Below are 25077 nucleotides of genomic sequence, written 5' to 3' on the forward strand. Positions count from 1 at the left end.
TAAGGTGGGAAGCCGTCCGAAGTCAGGCAATCTTCGGACAGCCGGTGCAGGATCACAGTAAAAAAAGTCTAAAGCTGCACCAGCTTTGGACAGCGGACGTGAAATTAAGTGGGAAGCCGTCCGAAGTCAGGCAATCTTCGGACTGCCGGTGCAGGATCACAGTAAAAAAGTCTAAAGCTGCACCAGCTCGGACAGTTGAAAATTAAATATAACGTAAATAGTCTAAAGCAATTTAACCTTCGGATAGCTGCCGCGGGATTACAAACAAACCTTTTTATTTTAAAAATTCAAAACAACAAAGTATCATATAGGTAATGAAATGTTAAAAGGAGTGTTTTGATGAAGGCGTTAATTCATGCAACGCAAGCAGGGTTTGCCGGTCTGTCATACGGTGTAATAAAGGAAGCCGAGCCGAAGGCAGGCGAGGTAAGGGTTAAACTAAAAACGGCTGGTATGAACCACCGTGATTTGTTCGTCCTTAACCGTCATAAGCCAACGGATCCGCCGCTAGTCATTGGTTCAGATGGAGCAGGGATTGTTGATGCCGTTGGGGAAGGTGTTGAGAATGTTCAAGTTGGCGATGAAGTAATCATCAATGCAGGTCTTGGTTGGAAGGAAAAAAGTGACGCCCCGCCTCCAGGATTTGAAATTGTCGGACTGCCGTTTCACGGTACATTTGCACAATACATCATCATTCCATCAGAAAATGCGGTGCAGAAGCCGCCATATTTAACATGGGAAGAAGCTGGTGTCATTTCATTAGCTGGCTTAACCGCTTTTAGGGCTTTATTCACAAAAGGGAAAGTAAAGCCAGGCATGAAAGTGTTTATCCCTGGGGTTGGCAGCGGCGTCGCCACTTTTTTATTGCAATTTGCTAAAGCTGCTGGAGCGGAAGTTTATGTTAGCTCACGTTCGGAAGAAAAGCGCAATAGAGCCATAGCGCTCGGGGCAATGAAAGCAATCGACAGCAGCAGTGAGGACTGGAGAGCAGCGCTTGATGGTGTGAGAATGGATCTTGTGATTGATTCTGTCGGTGCTGCGACAATTAACAAGTCACTGTCAGTGCTTCGTCTGGGCGGTACACTCGTTACCTTTGGGGCATCTGCAGGCGATGTTGCTAATATTAATCTGCGCACCTTTTTCTACAGCCAGCAGAATCTTCTTGGTTCTACAATGGGAAGTGCTGAGGAATATAAAGAAATGCTTGAATTTGCCCAGAAGCATCAAATCAGACCGGTTCTTGATAAAGTTTTCCCGCTGGAGCAATTCGAAGAGGCATTTAAGAGAATGGAAAATGCTGATCAGTTTGGAAAGATTGCTTTTAGCATTAGCTGATAATTCTAACATTAGAACACCTCAAGCGATTGGGGTGTTTTTTATAAAATTTTTAAGTAAAATATAAGAGGAGAAGAAAAAACATCGATTGAAGGGACAGTTAGTTATGATAGTAAAAAATGAAGAGGAATTAGCAGGTCTGAAGGAAATAGGAAAAATTGTTGCAGAAATTCGCGATGAATTAATTGCTCGCGCGAAGCCTGGTGTGACAACAAAGGAATTAGATGACTATGCTGGAGAGCTTTTTGAAAAGCATGGTGCCATTTCAGGCCCGAAAGGTGAATATGACTTTCCCGGATACACTTGTCTGAGTGTAAATGAAGAGGTAGCCCATGGAATTCCAGGAAAAAGAGTCCTGCAGGATGGTGATCTTATCAACATAGATGTATCAGGGTCGAAGAACGGATATTTTGCTGATACAGGATTATCTGTTGTTGTGGGGACAAAAAATCAGGAACTAAAAGACCTATGTGATACAGCTGTTCTAGCGTTTGAAGAAGGATTGAAAAAGGTAAAAGCAGGAGCTAAGCTCAGCATGCTCGGAAAAGTAGTCAACCGCACGGCCAACCAAAAAGGCTATACAGTGATCAAAAATTTAACTGGACATGGGGTCGGGCGCTCTTTGCATGAAAAACCTGATCATATTTTGAACTATTTTGATCCATGGGACTCACAATTGCTTAAGGACGGAATGGTTATTGCGTTTGAACCGTTTATCTCAACTGGCGGGGAAAATGTTATTGAGCTTAATGACGGATGGACATTCGTGACACCGGAGAAAAGCTATGTTGCTCAGTGCGAGCATACCATCGTTGTCACAAAAGGGGAACCAATTGTGATTACTAGATAATTTCATTTGGCTAAAGCCCGCCGAAATCAGGAATAAATTTCTCTGATTTTAGCGGGCTTTTTTTAAAAAATATAGCCATTACAAAAACTTCACACAAACAGGATCAGGAACCATGATGTCCGATTGCAATAAAGTCAGCTTACCAGTATCAGAGTTCCGCGAAAATAAAACAAGATTGCTTGAATTTTGGTTGGCAGCAATGAGAAACTTTTCAGTCGGATCCAGCACAAAGTCTCTTGGCCAGTTTCCTTCGGTGGATGTGTGTTCGATAAATGTCAGCTCGGCAGTACCTGAATGAATACCAAAGACCGCAATACTGTCATGTCCGCGGTTCCCGGCATAAAGAAACCTTCCATCAGAAGAAATGTGAATCGCACTTCCTTGATTATTTTCACTGAAGTTATCTGGCAGAGTTGAGACGGAATACAGCTGCTTAAAGTTGCCCTCTCCAGGATCATATGAAAGGGCAATGACCTCAGAACTGAATTCAGTCATCACGAATGCGTATTGACCGTTTGGATGAAAGGCTAGGTGTCTTGGCCCGCTGCCGGGTTTTACAGAAAGACTGCTTTTTTCCATAAGGTCTCCCTGGTTTAGTTCATAGGTAATGATTTGATCAATTCCAAGATCTATAGCAATAATATATCTTCCATCTGGGGCTGGCGCTGCATAATGGGTGTGCGGCTTTTCCTGCCGTTCATCAGGACCGGAACCTTTGTGCTCAATAATAGATGAAGGAGGCTGAAGTGATCCATTTTCCGGATTGATCGGATACACCTCCACCGTTCCTTTATGATAATTTGCGCTAAAAACATGCTGTGAGGTCTTATCAGCAAACACATAACATGGTGGAGCACCTTCCGACATTTGGCGATTGATTTCATGCAATTGTCCATTTACGATACTGAATGAAGCTGTCCCTCCCATCACACCATCTTTTGCGACAGAGTAAAGGTTTCCACCATCAGGGGTTATTGATAAATAAGTAGGGTTTTCTATTTCTGCTGCTGTGCGGACATCAGTGATTTTTCCAGCTTCAGCGTCTAATTGAAAGGAATAAATTCCTTCGCTTTCGCCTTTTGTATATGTGCCAATAAAGCCAATGTACTGCCTGTTTTCCATATTAACCCTCCATACAGTTTCTTTTCCTTACCTTACCATTTTCAAAAGTGTAAAAAAAGAACCCCACCGATTCTTATCGAAGGGGCATTCGTTCTTTATCCAGGTTAATACCAGAAGTTTGCTGGTGGCGATGAACGGCCGCCAATAAAATAGCACCGCTTAGGATCAAGAGGATACTAGTTGATACAAAGACAGCCGAAAAGCCAAAGTAGCCGGAAATCAAACCGCCCATCGCAGGACCGATGATGTTTCCGAAGAATCGAAGGCTAGTATTATAGCCAAGGACCTCACCCTGCATGGTAAGTGGAGCCTCCTGGCGAATATAGGCAATCCGCAAGGGGATAATTCCTCCTATCGTTACACCGAGAGTAAAACGAATGAGGACAAGCTGCCAGTAGCTGCTTACAAATCCTCCTGGCAGATAGAAAAGCCCAGCCAGGAATAATAAAAGAATAAGCAATTTAACATATCCATATCGATCCCCTAACTTTCCCCATTTCCTTGCCATAAACAGGTTGCCAAGACCGCCGATGGAAAAAGCAATTCCTGCGAATAAAGCAAGGTTTTCTGTACCATGCAGCTCGCTTACATATAAAGATAAAATGGGCTGAATGCTGAAATGCGCCATTTGAATAAGTGCAGAAATGAGCAAAACGGTTAATAGTATTGGATGATGAATAATATGAAGGATTACTTCTTTACTAGAATAATTTTTCTGCTTATCTCCGCTCGATTGATAGATCATTTCTTTTGTAAATAACACGAGAAAGGCAGAAATAAAAATGGAGATGGAGGTCCATTTAAAGGTATCAGCATAGCCAAATGTATCAGCTAAGGCACCTCCAAGCAGAGGTCCAAGGAGTGAACCTGTAATGCTTCCTGTTTGCAGTGTTCCCATAACCTTTCCGGCTATTTCCTTTGGTGTCTGTGTAGAAATAAAGGCTTGGGACATTGGGACAAATCCTGTAAATATCCCCATAAACAGACGAAGCAAAAACAGCTGCCAAACAGATGTACAGTAACCCATAAGGAAAATAGAGAGCCCCATGCCTATACCGGAGAGGATAAGAATCTTTTTTCGCCCGTACAGGTCACCGATTCGGCCCCATATTGGCGAAAAGACAAAGGCCGTTACAAAGGTAATGGCAAAGATCCAGCCTGACCAATGCTGGACATAGGTCGATGAAAAATTGCCGAATGATTCAATATATAGAGATATAAATGGCAAAACCATTGTCATACTGCCAGCAACAAAGAAATTTGCAAACCACATGATGCCTAAATTACGTTTGGCTTCAGGACTCATCCTTTCATATACACTTCTTTCCATTTGTTATTTCGGTTCCCTAAATATAGTATAGCGAAGTTAGGGAAAATATGAAGCGAAATGCAAAATGGGATATTTTCCTAGAGAAATTTAGGTTTTAAATATGATATATAACAAAATTTCATATTTTTATATTGTTATATATCAGTTGCTTGGGTATAATTTCTATAAAGATAATGTTGCTTGAAAAGTGGGAAAAATTTATATGGTGGGAAATTTCATAATAAAATATTAAAAAAATATTGTATTATTTTCTACTATAATTTATAATTCCTAATATCATCAATATTCAGAATTATATGGATAACTTTGAAAGACATAAAAAAGTCAGGGGGAAATGTACATGTCATTCAGCGAAATACTAACAAAAATATCGGACTTTGTCTGGGGTCCGCCTGTGCTTATATTGATAGTTGGAACAGGTCTATTCCTATCTATTCGTCTTGGGTTCATGCAGTTTAGCAACCTGCCTTATGCGCTTAAACTCGCATTCTCCAAAAATCAGGATAAAAAGTCAGAAGGGGATATTTCTCACTTCCAATCCCTGATGACAGCATTGGCAGCGACTATTGGGACAGGGAACATTGCAGGTGTCGCCACAGCTGTTGTTCTTGGAGGGCCTGGTGCCGTTTTCTGGATGTGGATTACAGCTCTTGTTGGAATGGCAACCAAGTACGCTGAAGCCATATTGGCTGTTAAGTATCGGACTGTCGGAAAAAATGGACAAATGGCCGGGGGCCCGATGTATTATATTGAAAGAGGATTAGGCTGGAAGTGGCTTGCCATCTTATTTGCCTTTTTTGGAGCAATTGCTGCTTTCGGTATCGGAAGTTCGGTTCAATCTAACTCTGTTGCTGCGGCAGTTGAGTCAAGCTTTGGTATTAATCCTTGGATTACTGGTATTGTTTTAACAATTGGAACTGGACTTGTTCTTATTGGCGGGATTAAAAGTATCGGAAAAGTTACATCCTTCTTTGTTCCTTTTATGGCTATTTTTTATGTTCTAGGCGGTTTGGTTATTATTTTAATAAATATTTCTGAGCTTCCAGCGGCTATCGGATTAATTTTCTCTGATGCGTTTACTGGACAAGCTGTTGCCGGTGGAGCTATCGGGGCTGTTATTCGCTACGGGGTTGCCCGCGGTGTTTTCTCAAACGAAGCAGGGATGGGGTCCGCGCCGATTGCAGCTGCTGCGGCAAAAACGGACTATCCTGGCCGTCAGGCACTTATTTCTATGACGGGTACATTTTTAGATACAGTTGTCGTTTGTTCCATTACAGGTATCACACTCGTTATGGGAGGTCTATATACCGGCGGTGAAACAGGTGCAGCGTTAACAACCAAAACTTTTGACCTTCTGCTTCCAGGTGTTGGCGGCTGGGTAGTTACTCTAGGGTTAATCTTTTTCGCTTATTCCACAGTACTGGGCTGGGCATATTATGGAGAAAAGTGTTTTGAATATTTATTCGGAACTCGTTCTATTTTTGTCTACCGAGTGATTTATACAACTACTGTTCTTCTTGGAGCAGGAGCAAGTCTAGGCTTAGTTTGGACGATTTCAGATATCTTTAACGCATTAATGGCTATTCCGAACTTAATCGGTCTGCTCTTCCTGTCTGGTGTTGTTGTGGCTGAAACAAAAATCTTCAACGAAGTCCGTAAAAAGGAAAAGCAAGAAAAGCTGACAAAGACTGCGTAGAATAAAGTATTGAAAAAGATGCTTGGCATGGGCTAAGCATCTTTTTTATGCCTTAAAGACTGAAACTAGACATCCATTCTCACTTACGCTACGATGAATAGCGATACTTAAATGATGATTTCTGATTCATAATAATAATAAATACATAAAGCAAAAAAAAGGAGACAAATATGATACAATCTCTTATCAGCCAGCTGAAGCCATTTTTACAGGAAGCATGGAGTAAGCAAGGTTTTCAGCAGCCCACATCCATTCAAATAAATGCAATCCCGCATATTCTTGAAGGAAGAGACCTTGTTGCACAGTCACCTACAGGAACGGGAAAGACACTCGCCTATTTGCTTCCGTTACTTGAAAAGGTTGATCCAGAAAAGAAGGCCATACAGGCAGTCATTTTGGCGCCATCTCAAGAACTGGTGATGCAAATCCTGGAGGAAGTTCAAAAATGGTCTGAGGGGAGCGGGATTCGCTCTGCATCTTTTATTGGCGGAGCCAATGTGAAACGGCAGCTGGAAAAATTAAAAAAGCATCCACATGTTGTGCTTGGCACTCCAGGAAGAATGCTTGAACTCATAAAGCAGAAGAAACTGAAAATGCATGAGGTCAAAACAATCGTGCTAGATGAGGCAGACCAGCTTTTGACGCAGGAGCATTTTGATATCGCCCGCAATATTGTGAAGTCAGCCTTAAGCGAGCGCCAAGTCATTCTTATTTCAGCAACCCTGACGAAGGAAGCTGAACAGTTAGCCATGGATTTTTCCAATAATCCTGAAGTGATAAGGCTTGAAAAGGATGAAACGATTCAGGCGGCAAAGGTAGATCATATCTATTTTGTTGCTGAACAGCGGGAAAAAATTAAAATGCTTGAAAAGATCTCAAGACTTGATGATTTAAAGGCTTTGGTTTTTATTAAAGATATCGGCAGCCTGACAGTGATTTCCGAAAAATTAACTTACAACAAAATTCCATCAAGCCTTTTGCATAGTGACTTAAATAAAATGGACCGCCAAGCTTCGCTTAGAGATTTTCGAACAGGCAAAACCAATATGCTTTTAGCAACAGATGTAGCTGCCAGGGGCTTAGATATCAAAGATGTCACCCATGTGGTTCATTACGATTTTCCAAGAGACCCGAAGCAGTATGTGCATCGATCAGGCAGAACTGGCCGCTTCGGCGCAGAAGGAACCGTGATATCTATTGTAACGGAAAGGGAAGAGCGCGATCTGAAAAGATTTGCTAATCAGCTTGGCATTAAGGCAGAGAAAAAGGTTATGCGCGGCGGAAAAATCGTAAGCCCAGAGCAACTGAAGAATTGATGCTGAATAATGCAGCCAAAATCGTCCATACTACCTTTTGAAAACATAAAAAGGAGTTTGAGGTATGGGCAGAAAAAAACAAGGGAATGCCAATGCAGAAAGAAATAAGAATGCGAAAAAAGGCAATCGGACAAGCTCTGAATTAGTTGAGTTTACAACGGGGCAGGAAAATCCGGAAAAGAACCGTTTTCAGGATTAGCTCCCGCAAAAAAAATCCTCTTCATTATGAAAGAGGATTTTTTTGTTTTTAATCAAGGTCAATTTTCTTTAATGGGAGTTTAGTTGGTCCATTTAAAACTTCGCCGTCATATGTGTAGCGCGAACCATGGCAAGGGCAGTCCCATGTTCTTTCTCCGGCATTCCATTCTGTTTCACAGCCCATATGGGTACATGTGGTATCCACTATATGAAGTTTACCATCCTTATCCTTATAGGCGCCGGCTCTCTTCCCTTTAACCATGACGACTGAACCTTCATCCTCTTTCAGATCATTTGGCTCCCGCGTCACAACCTCAAGCTTCCCTTTAATTAAATGGCTTGCGACATCTGTATTAATGGAGATAACTTTTTTAAGACTTGGGTCAGCTTGGAAACGGGATGGATCATAGAGCTCGCTGTATGGATTTTCTTTTTCCATAATCATATCTTTTAAAAGGTTCGCTGCAACATTACTGTTTGTCATTCCCCACTTACGGAAGCCGGTGGCTACGTAAATATTTCGTTTTGTACCTGTAATTGGCCCGATATATGGCAGCTTATCCAAGGTAATTAAATCTTGTGCAGACCAGCGGTATGGAAATTCCGAAATACCGAAGACCTCATCGGCAAAGGCAGTTAATGCCTCATAGTGTTCCATCATGTTAATGCCTTGGCCAGTCTTATGGCTTTCGCCGCCTACCAGTATTAGTTCTCCGTCATTATATGGGGTGGATCTTAAAGAACGTGTTGGTGTTTCAGCACTGATATACATTCCGCCCGGAAAATCCTTTTCTGATTTTATTCCAAGAACATAGGAGCGGCTTGGGTACATTCTAGCAAAATAAAAGCCCATCACATCGACAAACGGATAATGGGAGGCAACGATGACATGTTTCCCTTTTACTCGATGTCCGTCTCTGGTGATGACTACAGGCTGATCGCCTTCGCCAATATCTGCGGCTGTGGTATTTTCGTAAATAATACCGCCGGCTTTTACAAATGCCGAAACGAGCTCTTTCAGATACTTCAGCGGATGAAATTGGACTTGATTTTTCATAATCAAAGCATTTTTTGTTTGGATGTTAAACGGGATGCTATCCTCCAGAGCGCTGTCAATTCCAAGTTTTTGATAAGCTTTCGCTTCCATTTCAAGTTTTTTGGCATACTCGTCCGTTGTGGAGTAAATAATGGCGTTTTCCTCGCTAAAGTCACAATCAATATTGTGTTCCTTCACCAAATGACGGACTAAATCAATAGCCTTGCTTTGCGATTGATAGTAGAGCTTGGCCTTTTCCAAACCAAAATGATTAATGTATTCATCATAGATTAAGCCATGCTGGGCCGTTAACTTTGCTGTTGTGTGGCCAGTTGTACCTGTTAAAATACTGCCAGCTTCTAAAATGATAACCTTTAAGCCTTCTTTAACAAGAAGATATCCTGCTGTGATACCGGTAATCCCCCCGCCGACAATGACAACATCAGCCGAGGTATGCTCGGAAAGCTTTTCAAATGAGGCTTGTGGAACTTCTCTCCAATATGATTCAGGATATTGGGGCATACTATGATTTGACGGCATGTTTATTCCTCCTATTGGTTTGCTTCAAACATAATTTTTCCAATAGGTATGTTTTGTATGTATGAATAGCATTGTTTTCACAAACAAAGGGCTGCTATGAAAGCGGCCCTTTGCTTTATTCCTTATGTTCATCTGAATGTTCATCTGAAAAAGTATCCTCTGGAACTGGATCGATGTTATATACATCCTCGGGATTTACACCAACCCGGATAAAATAGTAAAACAGCAAACCCAGAATCCCTAAGCAGATTGTCAGTCCCACTGTGATTATTGATAACAATACCATACATGTACCTCCCTTATAACGATTACGTTCGGTTTCGGCAGGTGCTCAAAGGCTATAGCGGGAATTGTGCTTTTCTTAAAATATATATGCGACAAAGATGAAAAATTTGACTATTAAAAAAGGATTCCTCATGCTTACAAGGAATTAAATAATTAAAGGAAGAGGAATGGAGGGTTAGAATGGATTTTAAAACTGCAGATTTATGTGATGAATTTGGAAAGGAATTAGATATCTGTGAACAGCCGTTTCAATCCTATGGAAATCAAAAGCGCTTCTATGGACAGATTTCAACTGTTAGAGTATTTGAAGATAATGTGTTAGTGAAAGAGGCTTTAGAAACGATTCCTGAAGGGAACATTCTAGTCGTTGATGGAGGCGGTTCTAGAAGGTGTGCTCTTTTAGGTGACCGTTTGGGAGAAATTGCAGTAACTAGAAAGCTTGCGGGTGTGATCATTAACGGCTGCGTCCGCGATACGGCAGACCTCCTGCAACTTGAAACAGGAATCTTTGCTTTGGGAAGCAACCCAAAACGCAGCAGTAAGGATGGCAAAGGTGAAAGGGACATCATCGTTACATTCGGAGGCATCGACTGGAAACCCGGCGACTACGTTTACGCAGACGAAGACGGTGTCATCGTAAGCCACCGCAAACTAATCTAAAACCGAGGGCCTATCCACAGCATCACGCTGTGGATAGGCCCTTATTTAATGCGTTAAAGCGTTGGGGGCCTGACCCCCACATAATTAACGCGTTAAAGCCCCGGGGGCCTGACCCCCGGGTGTTTGACCCCCGGGTGTTTAAAGCGTTGATATGGTAAAGTGGATGCTAGTCGTTAGCGTCGCGGCTCGGGATTTCTTTTGGCAGCTGGCGGGATGCACCTGGAACGGGGCGTGGTTCGTATTCGATTTCATCAGATGAGAAGATGCGAATGATCATCCGGCCGCCAATGGCTCTTGCACGAATAAGGAGCGGGAAGCTGTAATCGTTTTTAAAGGTGAAATCAGGACCATACCAGCTGACTGTTGCATCGCGGCCTGGAGGAACATAGGGCACTCGTCTTGAGTGGGAATAGCGCTCAATCACCTTCACACCTGCATGATCGGCAGCATTAAAGAGTGTGGATGACACCTGGCAAATGCCTCCACCAATATCCTCAGCCAGTTCACCCCTGACAATGACCGGAGCCTTCATGTATCCGCGATCTCTCGTTCTCTTTCCGACCACCCGATTAAAGGAAAAAGTCTCTCCCGGAAAAATTACATGATTATTAATAGCCTGGGCGGCAAGAGAAATATTATGGGAACGCGCTTTATTTCCTGAATTGTAATAGGTCACATATTGGCCAATTTTCTTTACCCCTATGTGCAAGAGCAGATCCCTGTCAACCCGCGGGTGAACCGGAAGGATCGGGACTTCTATTCTGGAACTCTTATTTTTATAAAAATAAGTATAAAAAAGGTCAGTAAAAGCCTTGTGATATAACTGGTGGCCTGTTTTTTCGCTTATCACCTGTCCGGAATTATTGATGTACGCATTCTCCGGAGGCTGATAAATCTGTTTATCCAAGGTTTTCAAAAGAGCTTGATATTTATCTGGATTCATTAATGGAATACCAGGGAAGGGGAGGACATAGTCTTCCCGGTGAATGGCTGCAAGCTCTTCACCGTCATGTTCAATAAATAATAAATCATCAGCTGAATAAGGCTGAACGAACAATAGAAGTCCACATAGCCAGGCAAATCCCATGAATTTCACCTCCGATTGATTTATGCCAAACTTCGGCCAGCAAAAGAAATCCGGTCATTTACAACAGAAAATTATCCCCTATATAGAAAGCCTTCCGCCATTAACCTCAACCTTAGTATGGTTAACCCCCGGCATTTCATGTAAAGGCATATAGCGTTTTTCTCTATGTCTTGCGCCTTTCCTGCGATACGTCTTAAGCCCTAGTTGAAAATAAAGCTCAGGCTCGTTATTGAAAATCTAGAAAATAGGTAAGATGGAATCAAGAAAGGAGGAAACGGAATATGAAAAAATTTGGTTTACTTGCAGCAGGAGGTATAGCAGCCATTGTTCTTTTGGCAAACTTAGGTTCACTCATCGGTTTAGCCATCTGTGCGGCTCTATTATATCTAGTGTTCAAACAGTTCCTAAAAGCACAATCCATCTGGACAAAAGGGATCTGGGGAATTATAGGGCTTTGCATTCTAACGGGAGCTGCATCAAACATCCCAGCGATATTTGGCCTTGTTGCTGCCTATATTCTGTACCTTGTGATTACAAAATGGAATACAGCAAAAACAAGTAATTTTAAAGAGAGCGATCCATTTGCCAACTTTGAAAAACAATGGTCTGAATTAAATCAAAAGTAATTACAGGCAAATGGGGAAAACCCAAATGATTTTAACGCTTTACAGCATTGGGGGCCTGTCCCCCAATGTATTAACGTATTAAAGGAGAGATTGCAATGACAAATTTATTTGTTCGCATGAAGGATTTGATTATGGCAGATTTGAATGAGGCATTGGACCGCAAGGAGAAGAAGAATCCGATTGCGCTGCTAAACCAATACTTGCGTGAGTCTGAAGCAGAAACAGAAAAGGTGCGTAAGCTGCTAGAGCGACAGTATGTATTGAAAGAAGAGTTTTCGCGTGAGTATCAGCAGGCTGCAGAGCTTGCGGCAAAAAGAAAATCTCAAGCTGAAGTTGCTTCAAAGGCTGGAGAAAACGAACTGTATACATTTGCTTCCCAGGAGCAGGTTTATTTTGAGGAGCGGGCAGCCCGCTTAAAGCAAACATTAAATCATACAGCACAGCAGCTGACAGAGCTTGAACAAAAATACGAAGAAATGAAGCACAAGCTAAAGGATATGCATCTTCGCCGCATGGAGTTAATGGGCCGTGAAAATATCACACGTGCTCAGGTAAAAATGAACAAGGTACTTGACGAGCAAGATGCCAATCAGCCATATTCACGATTTCAGGAAATTGAATCCTATTTAGATCGCGTTGAAAATCAAGTAAATAGTTCCTACTATCGCAGTACAATTGATGCAAAGATTGCTCAATTAGAAAAAGAAATGAAAAGTTTGGAAACTAATTAATTTCCTTGGTCAAACATGTTATTCTAAAAAGGCGCAGGTCATGCGCCTTTTTGGCAGCAAAAGAAGGGAGAGGAGGAAGGCTGCATGGAAAATAAAGTAAAAAGCGAATATACAAGCTGGATTCTTATTTTTGGAAGTGTTGTACTTTTTTTAGAAATTGCCTTTTTTAACCAAGGGTTAATATTCTCCCTTCTTGTAGAAGCTGGCATGATTTATATAGGCAGAAAGTGGATGCCAAAAAGTATAGGGAAAATCCTATTTTGGCTTGGAATTATTCTTTTAATCATCAGCATCTTTAATATGATCACGCTGAAGTTTTTATTATTTGCTATTATTGTTCACCTCATCATCCAATATGCTCAATCAAAGCGTAAGCCGGAGCATATTCGTGTAACTGTTAAGGAGCCGGCCGTTAAGCTGGAAAAAGAAACGGTCATCAGTAAAAAGCCAATTTTCACTAATCAGCTTTTTGGCAGAAGAAAGACACCAGAGCAGGTGTATGAGTGGGGAGATATTAATATCCAGACGGGAGTCGGGGATACGCTTGTCGATTTAAGCTATACCGTGCTGCCAAAAGGAGAAACAGTTATATTTATTCGCAACATTATCGGAAATGTGAAGGTCTATATTCCTTATGACGTTGAGCTTAGCGTAAACCATTCGGCCATTGCAGGATCCGCTGAAATTTTGGATGTTCAGGAAGGAAAAATATTTAATCAGAATACCCAGGTGCAAACCCCGGGTTTTGATCAGGCAGAGCAGAGGATTAAAATTATCACCTCACTGCTTGTTGGCGACTTAGAGGTGAAAAGGGTATGAGCACTGTTCAGCGGCAGATCGTTTGGGGCGCGTTCATATCAATGCTTGTCTGCGCTATTTTTATTCTGGTTTTTATTTTTCGTTTCCCGTTAATGGATTGGATGGAATTATGGAATACAGATATTATGGACATTCCGATCATTATCTTTCTGCCTGCTTCAAGCATTGTTATTGGAGTTTTATTCGGCCTAATATCAGGACTTTATTGGAAAAAGCAAATACAGTCGATAGACAATTGGCTATATGAAATGGAAGAAGGCAGGCATGTTGAACTTACAAAATTAATGGATGGAGATTCCGAGCTTCAATCGATTATCAAACGGGTCAGTAAAATCCAGAAGCAAATCGCTGAGCAGGCAAAGATTTCGCAAAAATTGGCAACCGAAAAAGCTGAGGACCTTGATAACCGGATGCAAGAGATTATTTCACAAGAACGAAACCGGCTGGCAAGGGAACTGCATGATTCGGTTAGCCAGCAGCTTTTTGCCGCATCGATGCTTATGTCGGCTATTAATGAGACAAGGCATGATCGGGAAGAACGGGAAACCAAGCAGCTGAAGATGGTCGAAGAGATGATTCATCAATCGCAGCTGGAAATGAGAGCGCTTCTTCTCCATTTAAGGCCGGCTGCTTTAAAAGGAAAGACGATTCAGGAAGGAATTCGTGAGCTATTAATTGAATTATCACAAAAGGTTACCATCGAGATAAAATGGAAAGTAGAAGAATTCCCGCTTGATAAGGGGATTGAGGACCATTTGTTCCGCATTCTTCAAGAATCTGTTTCGAATACCCTGCGGCATGCAAAAGCATCAGGCTTGGAGGTTCTATTGATCCAAAGAGATCAATTTGTCATTTTACGTGTCATCGATGATGGAGTTGGCTTTAACGTCGAAGAGGCAAAAGCAGGTTCCTATGGATTGCAAAATATGTATGAGCGCGCTATTGAGGTTGGGGGCACATTGAAAATTATCAGTCTTAAGGATAAGGGAACTCGTCTTGAGGTGAAGGTGCCTATTATGGAGTCTGGGGGTGAAATGAATGATTAAGGTTTTATTTGTCGATGATCATGAGATGGTAAGAATAGGGGTCTCTTCCTATTTGTCTGCACAGCCGGATATTGAGGTTGTTGGCGAGGCCGATAACGGAAGAACGGCTATTGATCTTGCACTGGAATTAAGGCCGGATATTATCCTAATGGATCTTGTAATGAAGGAAATGGATGGCATTGAAGCAACGAGTAACATTATTCAGCAATGGCCAGAAGCGAAAATTATCATTGTCACAAGCTTTCTTGATGATGATAAAGTGTATCCTGCATTGGAAGCCGGTGCAACCAGCTATATGCTGAAAACCTCTAAGGCCAGCGAAATTGCTGATGCTGTCAGATCCACTTACCATGGCCAAACAGTCCTTGAGCCGGAGGTTACGGGGAAAATGATGGTAAAGATGAGGCAGAAAAAACAGCAGCTGCTACACGAAGAACTGACAGGAAGGGAAATGGAGATTCTGCTTCTCATGGCCCAGGGAAAAACCAATCAGGAAATCGCCGACGAACTATTCATTGCTTTAAAAACAGTCAAAACACACGTCAGCAATATCCTCAGCAAACTCCAAGTCCAAGACCGTACCCAGGCTGTCATCTATGCCTTCAAGCATTCACTGGTTAATTAAATAGAAGATAATCCGGAAGAACCTGTGTAAAAGGTTCTTTTTTTGTTTTTATATGCATAAACTTGAATTTTTATAAATTTTTTCAGAAAAGTACTATTCAAAAATGATAGGTATATGTATAATAATATCCATCGATGAATAATTATTTATAACTGAATTATTAGAAATACTGGTATTGATGAAAATGGTGCAGATCAGCTATTCAAAAATGAATAATGGATAGGTGAATAAAAATGAATGGTATATTTTTAGATTGGAACAATGAGGAAGAAGTTATCCAATCCATTGAAGAAGATATTATCGTAACCAATTCGGAAGGAAGAATCATTAAGGCCAGCAAAGGCAGTGGAACTCATTATGGCATTAGACCTGAAAGCCTTCTTGGTAAATCAGTTTATGATCTTCAAAAGGAAGGAATATTTCAGCCGGCCATCACCCCGATTGTTTTGCACAGGAGGAAAAAGGTCATTCTTGTACAGACGGCCTTATCCGGGAAAAAGATCCTTATCACGGGCATTCCTGTTTTCAATGAAGCGGGTGAAATCGAACAAGTTGTCAGCTATTCCTATGATATTTCTGAGCTTCTCCTGATAAAAGAATATTTAGGCAATCTCGAAGATGAGATGCAAAGTGTGAAAGAAGAGCTAGCAGCGCTGAGAAAAAAGACGGCTGTGTCTGAAAGCGTAAATCCTTCAACGAGAGAAGGAAAAGATATCTTGGCCTTGATTCACTACTTTGTGCAAAAGTATTCCAAGCAGGCAGGGCGCGTGCATCAATTAGATGACGAACTCATCGGTCATCTTCTCCATTTTGAATGGGACGGAAAGGTAAAGGAACTGGAAGGATTAGTTGAACAGCTAATAGCAAACAGCAGCGCAGTTGTTATAAAAAAAGACGCCCTTCCAAAAGAATACCGGCATCTGCCGAAAAAAGAAGACCTGGACCTTTTTAAAGGACAAACCCTCCCGCAAATTCTTGAAGAGGTTGAACGAAAAGTCATCCTTGAGGCAAAGGAAAAGTATAAAACAACAACAGAAATGGCAAAGGAGTTAGGCATCAGTCAGCCTTCCGTTGTCAGGAAATTAAAAAAATACGAGTAGTTAAGCATATTGGCGGAAATCAGACAGCTGGAAATGAACCTGGAGGTATAAAAATGAGCGAACAAAAATGGGACCATTTAGTAAATAATATTTCAGACTTCTTAGCACCAAGCATGGCAAAGGACCATCCCAATCTCCCTGTTGTAAAGGCGGAGGGCTGCTATTATTACGGCGTGGATGGCAAGGAATATCTTGATTTTACATCTGGAATTGCTGTAGAAAATGTTGGGCACCGTCATCCTAAGGTGGTCGAGGCTATTAAAGCAGGTGTAGATCATCTCGTTCATGGACCGTCCGGTGTCATTATCTATGAATCTATCCTTCGATTGGCCGAAGAACTAGGCAAAATTATGCCCGGCAATCTGGATAATTTCTTTTTTGCCAACAGCGGGACAGAAGCTATCGAGGGAGCTATCAAACTAGCAAAATATGTAACAAAGAGACCTTACGTTGTTTCGTTTACCGGCTGTTTCCATGGCCGTTCCATTGGGGCACTAAGTGTCACAACATCAAAAAGCAAGTACCGCAAATATCTGCAGCCATCATGGCTGACCTATCAATTGCCATATGCTAACCCAATGGATTGCCCGGATGGATTAGATCCAGAAGAGTACTTCCCGGAAAAGCTTGAACGTGATGCAGAATCTCTTTTTAAGCATCAGGTAGACCCTGAAGAGGTTGCCTGCATGATTATTGAACCCGTGATGGGTGAAGGCGGATATATCATTCCTCCAAAAAATTGGCTGAAGAAGATCAGAGAAATCTGTGACCGCCATGACATTCTTCTTATTTTTGATGAGGTGCAGACAGGCTTTGGCCGTACAGGGGAATGGTTTGCTGCACAGACATTTGATGTAACTCCAGATATTATGGCGATTGCCAAAGGAATTGCAGCAGGTCTTCCGCTGAGTGCAACGGTCGCATCTAAAGAACTGATGCTTAAATGGCCGCTTGGTTCCCACGGAACTACATTTGGCGGCAACCCGCTTGCTTGCTCTGCCGCATTGGCATCATTAGAGGTCTTTAAAGAGGAAAATCTCCTTGAAAATACGAAGCAAATGGGAAAATACGCAATGGAAATATTGAAAAAGATGCAGGATAAGCATCCGGTTATTGGCAGCGTAAGAGGTGTCGGTTTAATGATTGGGATTGAAATTATTGATCCAAAAACTCACAAGCCTAACGGGGATGGCGTTATGAAACTATTAAATGCCTCCTTGGAAAAGGGCGTTCTCTTCTATTTATGCGGCAACTCAGGCGAGGTAATCCGCATGATTCCCCCGCTTGTTGTCAATAAACAGCAGATTGATCAGGGATTAGCTGCATTAGATGAAGCACTGACAGAGTACGAAACGGAACTTTTTCAAAAATAGGAGGCGAAAAATATGAAAGCTGAAACAAGAATAAACCCGAAAGCTGATACAGCGGCACAGTGGAAGTTTATTATCCCGTCTTTAATCGGAGCCCTGTTGTTTCTCCTTCCCGTAAAATACAACGGAGAAGTGACAATAGGTGTAGGGATACTCGCAACATTGGTGAAAAATACGTTTAATGATTATTTACCGGCATTTATTGTCATTATGCTCGGAATATCCGCTTTGATGACAGTGGTGACAACAATAGCAAAGCCAAGCTTTATCATGGATAGCCGTTTTCTAAAAGGGATCTTTCATACAGGCCCATTTGGCTTAATTATGCGTTTGATTGGATTTGCTGTCGGTTTGATGACCTTATTAGAGGCAGGTCCTGAGTTTATTTGGTCCCGAAATACAGGAGGAGTGGTTCTTTATGATTTATCCCCTGTATTATTAACCTGGTTTTTATTCGCGGGCATTCTTTTGCCATTATTAGTTGAATTCGGATTAATGGAATTTATCGGTGCGCTAGTGCAGAAATTTATGCGTCCATTATTTACACTTCCGGGACGTTCTTCCATTGACTGTTTAGCATCATGGATGGGAGCGGGAACAGTAGGGGTATTAGTTACAACCAAGCAGTATGATGAAGGCTATTATACAAAAAGAGAAGCTGCTGTTATTGCTACGACTTTTTCAATTGCCTCTATAGCCTTTAGCTTAGTAGTTGCTAATGTTGTCGGTCTTGGACATTTATTTATTCCTTTTTACTTAACTGTATCCGTTGCCTGTGTAGTTGCTGCCGTCATTATGCCTAGAATCCCTCCTTTATCAAGAAAGGCTAATACCTATTATGAACCTGTTGGGCAGCAAATCGATGAGACCATTCCAGAAGGCGTATCTAATTTGCAGTGGGGCTGGCATCAAGCGTTAGAAAAAGCAAAAAATGCGCCTAACGGAAAGAAATTATTTGCCAATGGAGTAGAAACTGTATTAGATATTTGGATGGGGCTAATCCCGCTAGTAATGAGTCTAGGTGCTGCAGCATTAATTGTTGCTGAATATACGCCATTTTTCCAAATTATCTCTTATCCTTTTGTACCGCTATTAGAGCTTATGCAGGTGCCTGAAGCAGGGGCTGCCGCCAAAACGATGCTTGTTGGATTTGCCGATATGTTCTTGCCGCCGGTTATCGGAAGCGGAATTGAAAGTGAACTGACTCGTTTTATAGTTGCAGGTCTTTCTTTAACCCAATTAATTTATATGTCTGAAATTGGGATCCTGATTTTACGATCAAACATTCCAGTTAACTTCTTGGAATTATTTATTATTTTCCTTGAAAGAACTATTATTACCTTGCCTGTCATTGTTGTGATTGCCCATTTATTTGTTTTCTAAAGTATGAGTGAAGATCCGCGCCAGCTTTGCATAAATTTGCAGAATGGCAGCGGATTCTTCCCTTTTTTATATATAAAAAGAAGGAAGAGATGAACATGAAAGTTGAAAATCGTGACCGCTTAATGGAAAGAATCAGCGCAGAGCCAGATGTCCCATTAACCTTTGAGGAATGGAAGCAGGAAGCTTCTCAGAAAATGAGCAGCGGCGGATTTGGTTACGTCAGCACAGGAGCAGGCGGAGAAGAGACAGCTTCGAGAAATGCTCAAGCCTTTAAAAAATGGGCTATGATTCCAAGAATGCTGAATGATGTTTCTCAAGTGGATATGAAGTTATCCTTATTTGGCCGAACTTATGACAACCCATTCTTTCTTTCTCCCATTGGCATGCAAAGGCTGGCAAATGAAGAGGGGGAGCTGGCAACAGCAAGAGCGGCGGCAAATATGAACGTTCCATTGATTGTCAGTACGGTTTCCAGCTACTCGATAGAAGATATTGCCTTCGCTGCCCCAAATAGCTCAAAATGGTTTCAGCTATACTGGTCCGGACGCAGTAAAGACATTTCCTTCAGCATGGTTGAAAGAGCAGAACAGGCTGGCTATGAAGCTGTTGTTCTAACTGTTGATACGGTTATGCTCGGCTGGAGAGAAGGAGATCTTCGAAATAAGTTTTCACCGCTTTCCCAAGGCTTTGGCATGGCGAACTTTGAACAGGATCCTGTATTTATGAAGTCCTTGCCTGACAATGATTTTGACTCGATTATTGAGGGAATTGTCGATTGCCTGCATCACCCGGCTCTGGATTGGAAGAATGTCAGAGAACTTAAGGAACGCACGAATTTGCCCATTTTAATCAAAGGCATCCTCCACCCTGAAGATGCAAGAGAAGCTGTCGAAAATGGAGCGGACGGCATCATTGTTTCCAACCATGGAGGACGGCAGCTGGATGGAGTTATTGCTTCTATTGATGCGCTGCCGGCCATTGTTGAGGCTGTGCAGGGCCAAATCCCTGTTTTACTAGATAGCGGTATTCGCCGCGGAATTGATGCAGTGAAGGCGCTGGCTTTAGGTGCAGATGGTGTTCTGATTGGAAGGCCTTTCTATTATGCGCTGGCCGCCCGCGGACAAGAGGGGGTTGAAAAGTTTCTTGAAAGATTTATTCAAGAAGCCGAAGTCTCGCTTGCTCTATCAGGGGTATCGAAGCTCTCTGAAGCAGCAAAAATTAAAATGGTTAGGCAGTAAAGCGGCAGAGGGATGTACCCCTCTGTCCTTTATTGTTTAAGGGTTTGAACAAACATTCCGTCACCTTCAAGCCATTCAGCAATAAAAATTTCTTCATAGCTAAAGATTCCTTGTGAGGAGAGCTGCTGGTTTAGCCATGCTTCATCTTTTCCGAAATCCTTCACTTCATCCCACAGTACTACTCCATCGCGAATAAGAGTAACTGGAACATATACAGCACTCGGTGTCATATTAAAGTCTTCCTGTGTCGTTTTCTGATAGGGAGACTTTTTAAGAATACTAATTGAGCCATTTCCCTCTAAGTAGCAAAAGGCAACCTCACGGATAGAAAAAGTTTCGCTTTGGCGGAGCAGGCTTTGCAGCTGATTGAGATTCATCCGGCTCTTTTTCAGTGCCTCCCGGTCAACTACACCGTTTTTAATAAGAGCAATCGGCTTTCCTTGAACAATCCCGCGAAAAAATAAAAACTTTCGATCCAGATATTCAACGATGAATAATAGAGCACCCCACAGGCTCATGGCGTAAATAATATATAAAGTACCAACTCTCTTCTCATAAATGGCATTTCCAAGTATTTCACTTAACACAATGGACGCAGTAAATGTAAAAGGGGAAATTTGGTTAATAATTTTTCTTCCGACAAATTTTACGATAATAAATAAGAAAAAGAAGCCGGCAATCAGGTCAATGGTTAATTCTGATAAACTCATATGAATACGGTCCTCTTCCAATTTTATTTTCACCTATTAATATTGATTCTGGGTGTTAAATTTATCCATAAAAAGATCGCTTTTGCTGGTTTAGGGAAAATCCTTCATTTTTAAGAAATCAGCTAAATATTATTAGAACTTGTCTCATATCTTATATAGAGCTTGTATTGGCAAAGTATAAGGAGAGTTACAATGAATAAATTTTTTAGGGGAACACTGCTACTTGCTGTTGCCGCTTTTGCCGGCGAGTGCATCGAGTTTTTGGTCAATATGGTGCTGGCACGGGAACTGGGGGAAAGAGGGCTTGGCATGTATATGTCTATTCTTCCAACCATTTTTTTAATCGTTCTGCTGGCGAGCTTTGAGCTCCCTGTTTCGATTTCCAAGTTTATTGCAGAAAAGGACAGCAAGTACCATCAAAGCATGCTAAATCACGTGATTAAATGGACTATTCTTTTCACAGCCGTTCTGCTGCCAATTGCTATGTTTATCATGCCATTTATTACAGTATTTGATCAATACCACCCTTATTTGCGATGGGTTGTTGTAGCGTTTATTCCGATTGTCTCATTTTCCTCGATAACAAGAGGATATTTTATGGGCAAGCAGCAGATGGGGAAGATTGCCACTTACAATTTATTGAGAAAAGTTTTTCAGCTTCTGCTATTAGTCTTTCTGTTTCAATTTTTTCAGTTTGAAACAGGTACAGCTGTGTTTATTGCCTTTTGCAGTTTCATAGGCAGTGAGGTTGTTGTTTTTCTATATTTGCTTCATATGTTTATCATTCAATACCAGCAGGCAAAGCGTGAGCCCGGCGAGAAGTTAAGCGGGAAATCGGTAAGGAAGAACCTGCTTGCGGTTTCGATTCCTACGACGGCTTTACGGGTTTTTCATGCGTTGACACATGCAGTCGAGCCATTCCTGATTAAGGCTGCCCTTTTACAGGCAGGTGTGAGCGGTGCCGTTGCTACAGAGCATTTTGGAATGCTTGCGGGAATTGCGATGACGATTGGGTTTTTCCCAGCCTTTATTGCCCATTCTTTTCTAATCATGCTGATTCCAACGGTTTCTGAAGCCTACGCGGAAAAGAATATAGACAAACTGCAAAAGCTTCTTCAGCAGGTGCTGGTCATTACGCTCATTTATGGGATTCCAGCGGTCACTTTTTTCTACTTCTTCGCTAAACCAATCACAATGAATTTTTTCCACTCGTATGATGCGGCGCTTTACTTACAATTGCTCTGGCCATTTTTCCTGCTGCATTATTTTATCATTCCGATGCAGGCTTTCTTGATAGGCCTTGGCCTAATGAAAGAAGCGTTTTATCATTTTGTCTGGTCAACCGTGGTTTCGTTTGCGGTTATGTATCTCCTTGGTTCCATGCACAGCTTTCAAATGGACGGAATCATTATCGGGATGAATGCTGGCGCGGTTGTCCTGTTCCTTATGCATTATTTAACCATCTGTAAAAAGATTGGCGTCAGTATTTTTCTTTCACCGCAAAAGGAGATACATTTTTGAATGAAAACAGGAGGAGCATAAAGGCCCCTCCTTTTATAGTTTTCAACTAAGAATCTCAAAGCCGCCTTGCAGCTTTTATTTAATATCCAAATGTTTTTGCCCGGTGTTCACTGTCAATTTTTCTTTTTTTACGGATTTCTGCCCGCTCTTTTGCTGATTCATGGAGATTTTTTTCCTCATCTGTTTCTGGAATCACCTGGGGAACTGCTGTTGGCTTGCCATTTTCATCAATAGCTACCATTGTAATGAAGGACATTGCGCATATATTTCGTTCCCCTGTTATTAAATCCTCAGCCGTTACTTTTACAAACACCTCCATAGAGGTTCTTCCTGTGTATGTAACAAATGATTCCAGACAAACGGCATTTCCCTGGTAGATTGGATGCAGGAAATCAACCGAGTCTGTGGATGCCGTTACTACGTTGCAGCGTGAATGGCGCATCGCAGAAATCCCTGCAGCATCATCAATATAGGCCATCAGTTTTCCGCCAAACAGGGTTCCGTGTGCATTTGTATCCGGCGGAAGCACAATACTTGTTTTTACAACAAATGATTCTTTGCAAAGTTTTGACTTGCTCATCTAAATACTCCTTCCAAACACCCAAGATTCCTGTGTTCGTTTTATCTTTAAAAATTACATCTTCCCTATCTTAACAAATTAGAGGCTAATTTGATAATAGGATAAGGTTTTACATGGCGTAAAAAAAGGAATGAAAGTAAGAAAGGGGCCTTTCTAAATGAAAGCTGTGTTAAAGTTTAATGTAATTTTAAGCGCCTGGAGAGGAAAACAACGGCCTAATTTAATATAGCCAAATGAAAAATGAGCAATTTGGAAAGGATATGCTTACGACAACTAGACATGGAGAGCGATAAAATGAGAAAGCGCCGGGGAGAATTTGTTATTGCCTTTATATTAATTACTTCTTTAATTCTGCTTTTGTTTTATCCAGTAAGTCCTCCCGTTAAGTATGGGCTTACTCTGTTATACTTTTCAACACTCGCTGTCAGCATTTTTTCATTAATGCTAGAAAATCGCTCACCGCAAGCGACATTGTTATGGATATATGTCCTCGTATTTTTCCCAGTGTTTGGCTATTTGTTTTACTTATTTTCCGGTCAGCTTTACTTAAAAGGATATCTGTTTAAAAGCAAGCGCAAATACAACAGGGACGAATGGAGGAAGCTGCTTCAGAAGGATATCCCTGATGATCTTTCTTTTTTGCAGGATAACCAGCATATGTTTGTTAAATTTGCCCAAAACGCATCGCCAACACCGATCAGTACGGAATCCCGTGCGGCAATTTTAAAAAATGGCGAGGAAACTTTTTCGGAAATCAAAAGAAGGCTGAAAGAAGCCAAAACCTTTATCCATATGGAATATTATATTTATCGCACAGATGAACTTGGCAAGGAATTGATTTCAATTTTAATTGAAAAAGCGCTTGAAGGCGTTGAGGTGCTGTTCATGGCAGATGCCGTTGGAAGCAGAAAGATGGATCCTAATGACCTTAAGGCCATGGAAGGGGCCGGTATTAAGGTTCAGATGTTTTCGCCTTTAAAGTATGGATTTTTCAATCAGAAAATTAATTTTCGAAACCATCGAAAGATCATTGTTATTGATGGGGAGATTGGTTTTGTTGGCGGGCTGAATGTTGGCATAGAGTACCTTGGAAGGGATAAAAAGGTCGGTTTTTGGCGGGATACCCATATGCTCCTTTTGGGGGAAGCGGTTTATACTTTACATATGGTGTTTTTGCTTGATTGGGAGTATGTGAGCAATGAGAAAATGATTCAAAGATATACAGACAATAAGCCTAAGGTGGATGACGGCGTGCTTGATGGGGCTGTGCAGGTGGTTGTAAGCGGTCCGGATACACAGCAGGGGATTATGAGCGATTTTTACTTTTCGATGATTTCGTCAGCTATGAAGTCGATTTGGATTGCAACTCCATATCTGGTTCCAGATGAAGCCATTCGAACGGCATTAAGGGTAGCGGCTGCAAAAGGGATTGAGGTTAAAATCATGGTTCCGGAAGTCAATGACGGTTTCCTGACACAATACGCAAGCCGGTCTTATTTTTCCGAGCTGCTGCGATACGGAGCAGAGATATATTCTTATAAAAAGGGATTCCTGCATCAAAAGGTTATTATTATTGATGGGAACCTCGCCTCATTGGGAACGGCCAATATGGACATGCGCAGCTTCCACCTGAACTTTGAGGTCAATGTACTATTGTATGGTACAAGCTCCATCCGCGACCTCGTTGCTCACTACGAAGAAGACATGAAAGAAAGCGAAAAAATCAACTCAGTCCAATACTACAAAAGAGGCTTCGCCGAACGAACCAAAGAATCCTTCGCCAGACTCTTTTCTGGAGTGCTTTAAAGCGCCGGGGGACAGGCCCCCGCGAGAGTAAAGCGTTAAAGCATCGGGGGACAGGCCCCCGCAGGAG

25 protein-coding genes are annotated in these 25077 nt (G+C 41.8%); 18 read left to right on the top strand and 7 right to left on the bottom strand.

The genetic code is table 11. The features are described from left to right. From AC1Q59_RS10005 to map, 3 genes are all read left to right on the top strand, one after another. Positions 1–206, top strand: a 206-nt coding sequence (locus AC1Q59_RS10005; RefSeq protein ID WP_492365669.1) for a hypothetical protein, incomplete at its 5' end; no start/stop codon positions are given. A gap of 133 nt (positions 207–339) precedes the next feature. Next, positions 340–1335: a zinc-binding dehydrogenase gene (locus tag AC1Q59_RS10010; RefSeq protein WP_492365670.1), complete on the top strand. Its 996-nt coding sequence runs from the start codon at positions 340–342 to the stop codon at positions 1333–1335. A 106-nt stretch (positions 1336–1441) separates the two neighbouring features. After that, positions 1442–2185: a type I methionyl aminopeptidase gene (gene map / locus AC1Q59_RS10015; protein ID WP_492365671.1), complete on the top strand. Its 744-nt coding sequence runs from the start codon at positions 1442–1444 to the stop codon at positions 2183–2185. A 78-nt stretch (positions 2186–2263) separates the two neighbouring features. Here the strand turns inward: map and AC1Q59_RS10020 are convergent, their stop codons facing one another. Both AC1Q59_RS10020 and AC1Q59_RS10025 read right to left on the bottom strand, forming a co-directional pair. Then, positions 2264–3307, bottom strand: coding sequence for a lactonase family protein (locus AC1Q59_RS10020; RefSeq protein ID WP_492365672.1), 1044 nt, complete (start codon positions 3305–3307; stop codon positions 2264–2266). 73 nt (positions 3308–3380) lie between these two features. Further along, the gene (locus tag AC1Q59_RS10025; RefSeq protein ID WP_492365743.1) at positions 3381–4613 is read right to left on the bottom strand and encodes an MFS transporter; all 1233 of its coding nucleotides are present in this window, start codon (positions 4611–4613) and stop codon (positions 3381–3383) included. Positions 4614–4977: 364 nt separating this feature from the next. Here AC1Q59_RS10025 and AC1Q59_RS10030 point away from each other — a divergent pair, with 364 nt between their 5' ends. The 3 genes from AC1Q59_RS10030 to AC1Q59_RS10040 all read left to right on the top strand — a co-directional run bounded on the left by AC1Q59_RS10030 (position 4978) and on the right by AC1Q59_RS10040 (position 7848). Beyond that, positions 4978–6333: an alanine/glycine:cation symporter family protein gene (locus AC1Q59_RS10030; protein WP_492365673.1), complete on the top strand. Its 1356-nt coding sequence runs from the start codon at positions 4978–4980 to the stop codon at positions 6331–6333. A gap of 170 nt (positions 6334–6503) precedes the next feature. Beyond that, the gene (locus AC1Q59_RS10035; RefSeq protein WP_492365674.1) at positions 6504–7649 is read left to right on the top strand and encodes a DEAD/DEAH box helicase; all 1146 of its coding nucleotides are present in this window, start codon (positions 6504–6506) and stop codon (positions 7647–7649) included. A 64-nt stretch (positions 7650–7713) separates the two neighbouring features. Next, positions 7714–7848: a hypothetical protein gene (locus AC1Q59_RS10040; protein ID WP_492365675.1), complete on the top strand. Its 135-nt coding sequence runs from the start codon at positions 7714–7716 to the stop codon at positions 7846–7848. Positions 7849–7896: 48 nt separating this feature from the next. Here AC1Q59_RS10040 and AC1Q59_RS10045 read toward each other — a convergent pair whose 3' ends face one another. Then, entirely contained in the window at positions 7897–9423 is a 1527-nt protein-coding gene (locus AC1Q59_RS10045; RefSeq protein WP_492365676.1) for an FAD-dependent oxidoreductase, read from the bottom strand. Positions 9424–9538: 115 nt separating this feature from the next. Next, positions 9539–9709, bottom strand: coding sequence for a hypothetical protein (locus AC1Q59_RS10050; RefSeq protein ID WP_492365677.1), 171 nt, complete (start codon positions 9707–9709; stop codon positions 9539–9541). A 179-nt stretch (positions 9710–9888) separates the two neighbouring features. Between AC1Q59_RS10050 and rraA the strand changes: the two genes are divergently transcribed. After that, positions 9889–10368: a ribonuclease E activity regulator RraA gene (gene rraA, locus AC1Q59_RS10055; protein WP_492365678.1), complete on the top strand. Its 480-nt coding sequence runs from the start codon at positions 9889–9891 to the stop codon at positions 10366–10368. A 166-nt stretch (positions 10369–10534) separates the two neighbouring features. Here rraA and AC1Q59_RS10060 read toward each other — a convergent pair whose 3' ends face one another. Next, positions 10535–11455, bottom strand: a complete 921-nt coding sequence (locus AC1Q59_RS10060; protein WP_492365679.1) for a VanW family protein — start codon at positions 11453–11455, stop codon at positions 10535–10537. A gap of 281 nt (positions 11456–11736) precedes the next feature. Here AC1Q59_RS10060 and AC1Q59_RS10065 point away from each other — a divergent pair, with 281 nt between their 5' ends. The 9 genes from AC1Q59_RS10065 (at position 11737) to AC1Q59_RS10105 (ending at position 20393) form a co-directional block, all read left to right on the top strand. Beyond that, positions 11737–12081, top strand: coding sequence for a lmo0954 family membrane protein (locus AC1Q59_RS10065; protein ID WP_492365680.1), 345 nt, complete (start codon positions 11737–11739; stop codon positions 12079–12081). Between the two features lie 95 nt (positions 12082–12176). After that, positions 12177–12812 (top strand): PspA/IM30 family protein, encoded by a 636-nt coding sequence (locus tag AC1Q59_RS10070; protein ID WP_492365681.1) that lies wholly within the window; start codon positions 12177–12179, stop codon positions 12810–12812. Positions 12813–12896: 84 nt separating this feature from the next. Next, complete coding sequence (gene liaF, locus AC1Q59_RS10075; RefSeq protein ID WP_492365682.1) at positions 12897–13631, top strand: cell wall-active antibiotics response protein LiaF; 735 nt, start codon at positions 12897–12899, stop codon at positions 13629–13631. Continuing rightward, positions 13628–14677 carry a sensor histidine kinase gene (locus AC1Q59_RS10080; protein ID WP_492365683.1) on the top strand — a complete coding sequence of 350 codons (1050 nt, stop codon included), beginning with the start codon at positions 13628–13630 and terminating at the stop codon, positions 14675–14677. The genes liaF and AC1Q59_RS10080 overlap by 4 nt, the downstream gene beginning before the upstream one ends. Continuing rightward, the gene (locus tag AC1Q59_RS10085; protein ID WP_492365684.1) at positions 14670–15302 is read left to right on the top strand and encodes a response regulator transcription factor; all 633 of its coding nucleotides are present in this window, start codon (positions 14670–14672) and stop codon (positions 15300–15302) included. Before AC1Q59_RS10080 ends, AC1Q59_RS10085 begins: the two co-directional genes overlap by 8 nt. Positions 15303–15535: 233 nt before the next feature. Next, positions 15536–16402, top strand: coding sequence for an AAA-type ATPase lid domain-containing protein (locus AC1Q59_RS10090; protein WP_492365685.1), 867 nt, complete (start codon positions 15536–15538; stop codon positions 16400–16402). 53 nt (positions 16403–16455) lie between these two features. Next, positions 16456–17775 carry an aspartate aminotransferase family protein gene (locus AC1Q59_RS10095; RefSeq protein WP_492365686.1) on the top strand — a complete coding sequence of 440 codons (1320 nt, stop codon included), beginning with the start codon at positions 16456–16458 and terminating at the stop codon, positions 17773–17775. Between the two features lie 12 nt (positions 17776–17787). Beyond that, entirely contained in the window at positions 17788–19155 is a 1368-nt protein-coding gene (locus tag AC1Q59_RS10100; protein WP_492365687.1) for a YjiH family protein, read from the top strand. A gap of 95 nt (positions 19156–19250) precedes the next feature. Then, a complete protein-coding gene (locus AC1Q59_RS10105) occupies positions 19251–20393 on the top strand; it encodes an alpha-hydroxy-acid oxidizing protein (RefSeq protein WP_492365688.1) in 1143 nt (380 codons plus the stop codon). Between the two features lie 29 nt (positions 20394–20422). Here AC1Q59_RS10105 and AC1Q59_RS10110 read toward each other — a convergent pair whose 3' ends face one another. Then, positions 20423–21103: a DUF421 domain-containing protein gene (locus AC1Q59_RS10110; protein WP_492365744.1), complete on the bottom strand. Its 681-nt coding sequence runs from the start codon at positions 21101–21103 to the stop codon at positions 20423–20425. Positions 21104–21295: 192 nt separating this feature from the next. On the opposite strand from AC1Q59_RS10110, the gene AC1Q59_RS10115 reads away from it, so the two are divergent. Continuing rightward, the gene (locus AC1Q59_RS10115) at positions 21296–22624 is read left to right on the top strand and encodes a polysaccharide biosynthesis protein (protein ID WP_492365689.1); all 1329 of its coding nucleotides are present in this window, start codon (positions 21296–21298) and stop codon (positions 22622–22624) included. A gap of 79 nt (positions 22625–22703) precedes the next feature. On the opposite strand, the gene AC1Q59_RS10120 is transcribed toward AC1Q59_RS10115, so the two are convergent. Continuing rightward, a complete protein-coding gene (locus tag AC1Q59_RS10120; RefSeq protein ID WP_492365690.1) occupies positions 22704–23204 on the bottom strand; it encodes an acyl-CoA thioesterase in 501 nt (166 codons plus the stop codon). A 294-nt stretch (positions 23205–23498) separates the two neighbouring features. On the opposite strand from AC1Q59_RS10120, the gene cls reads away from it, so the two are divergent. After that, on the top strand, positions 23499–25010 hold the full coding sequence (cls, locus tag AC1Q59_RS10125) for a cardiolipin synthase (RefSeq protein WP_492365691.1): 1512 nt from the start codon (positions 23499–23501) through the stop codon (positions 25008–25010). Positions 25011–25077: the final 67 nt, after the last annotated feature.

Source organism: Cytobacillus sp. MT66, assembly GCF_058792595.1.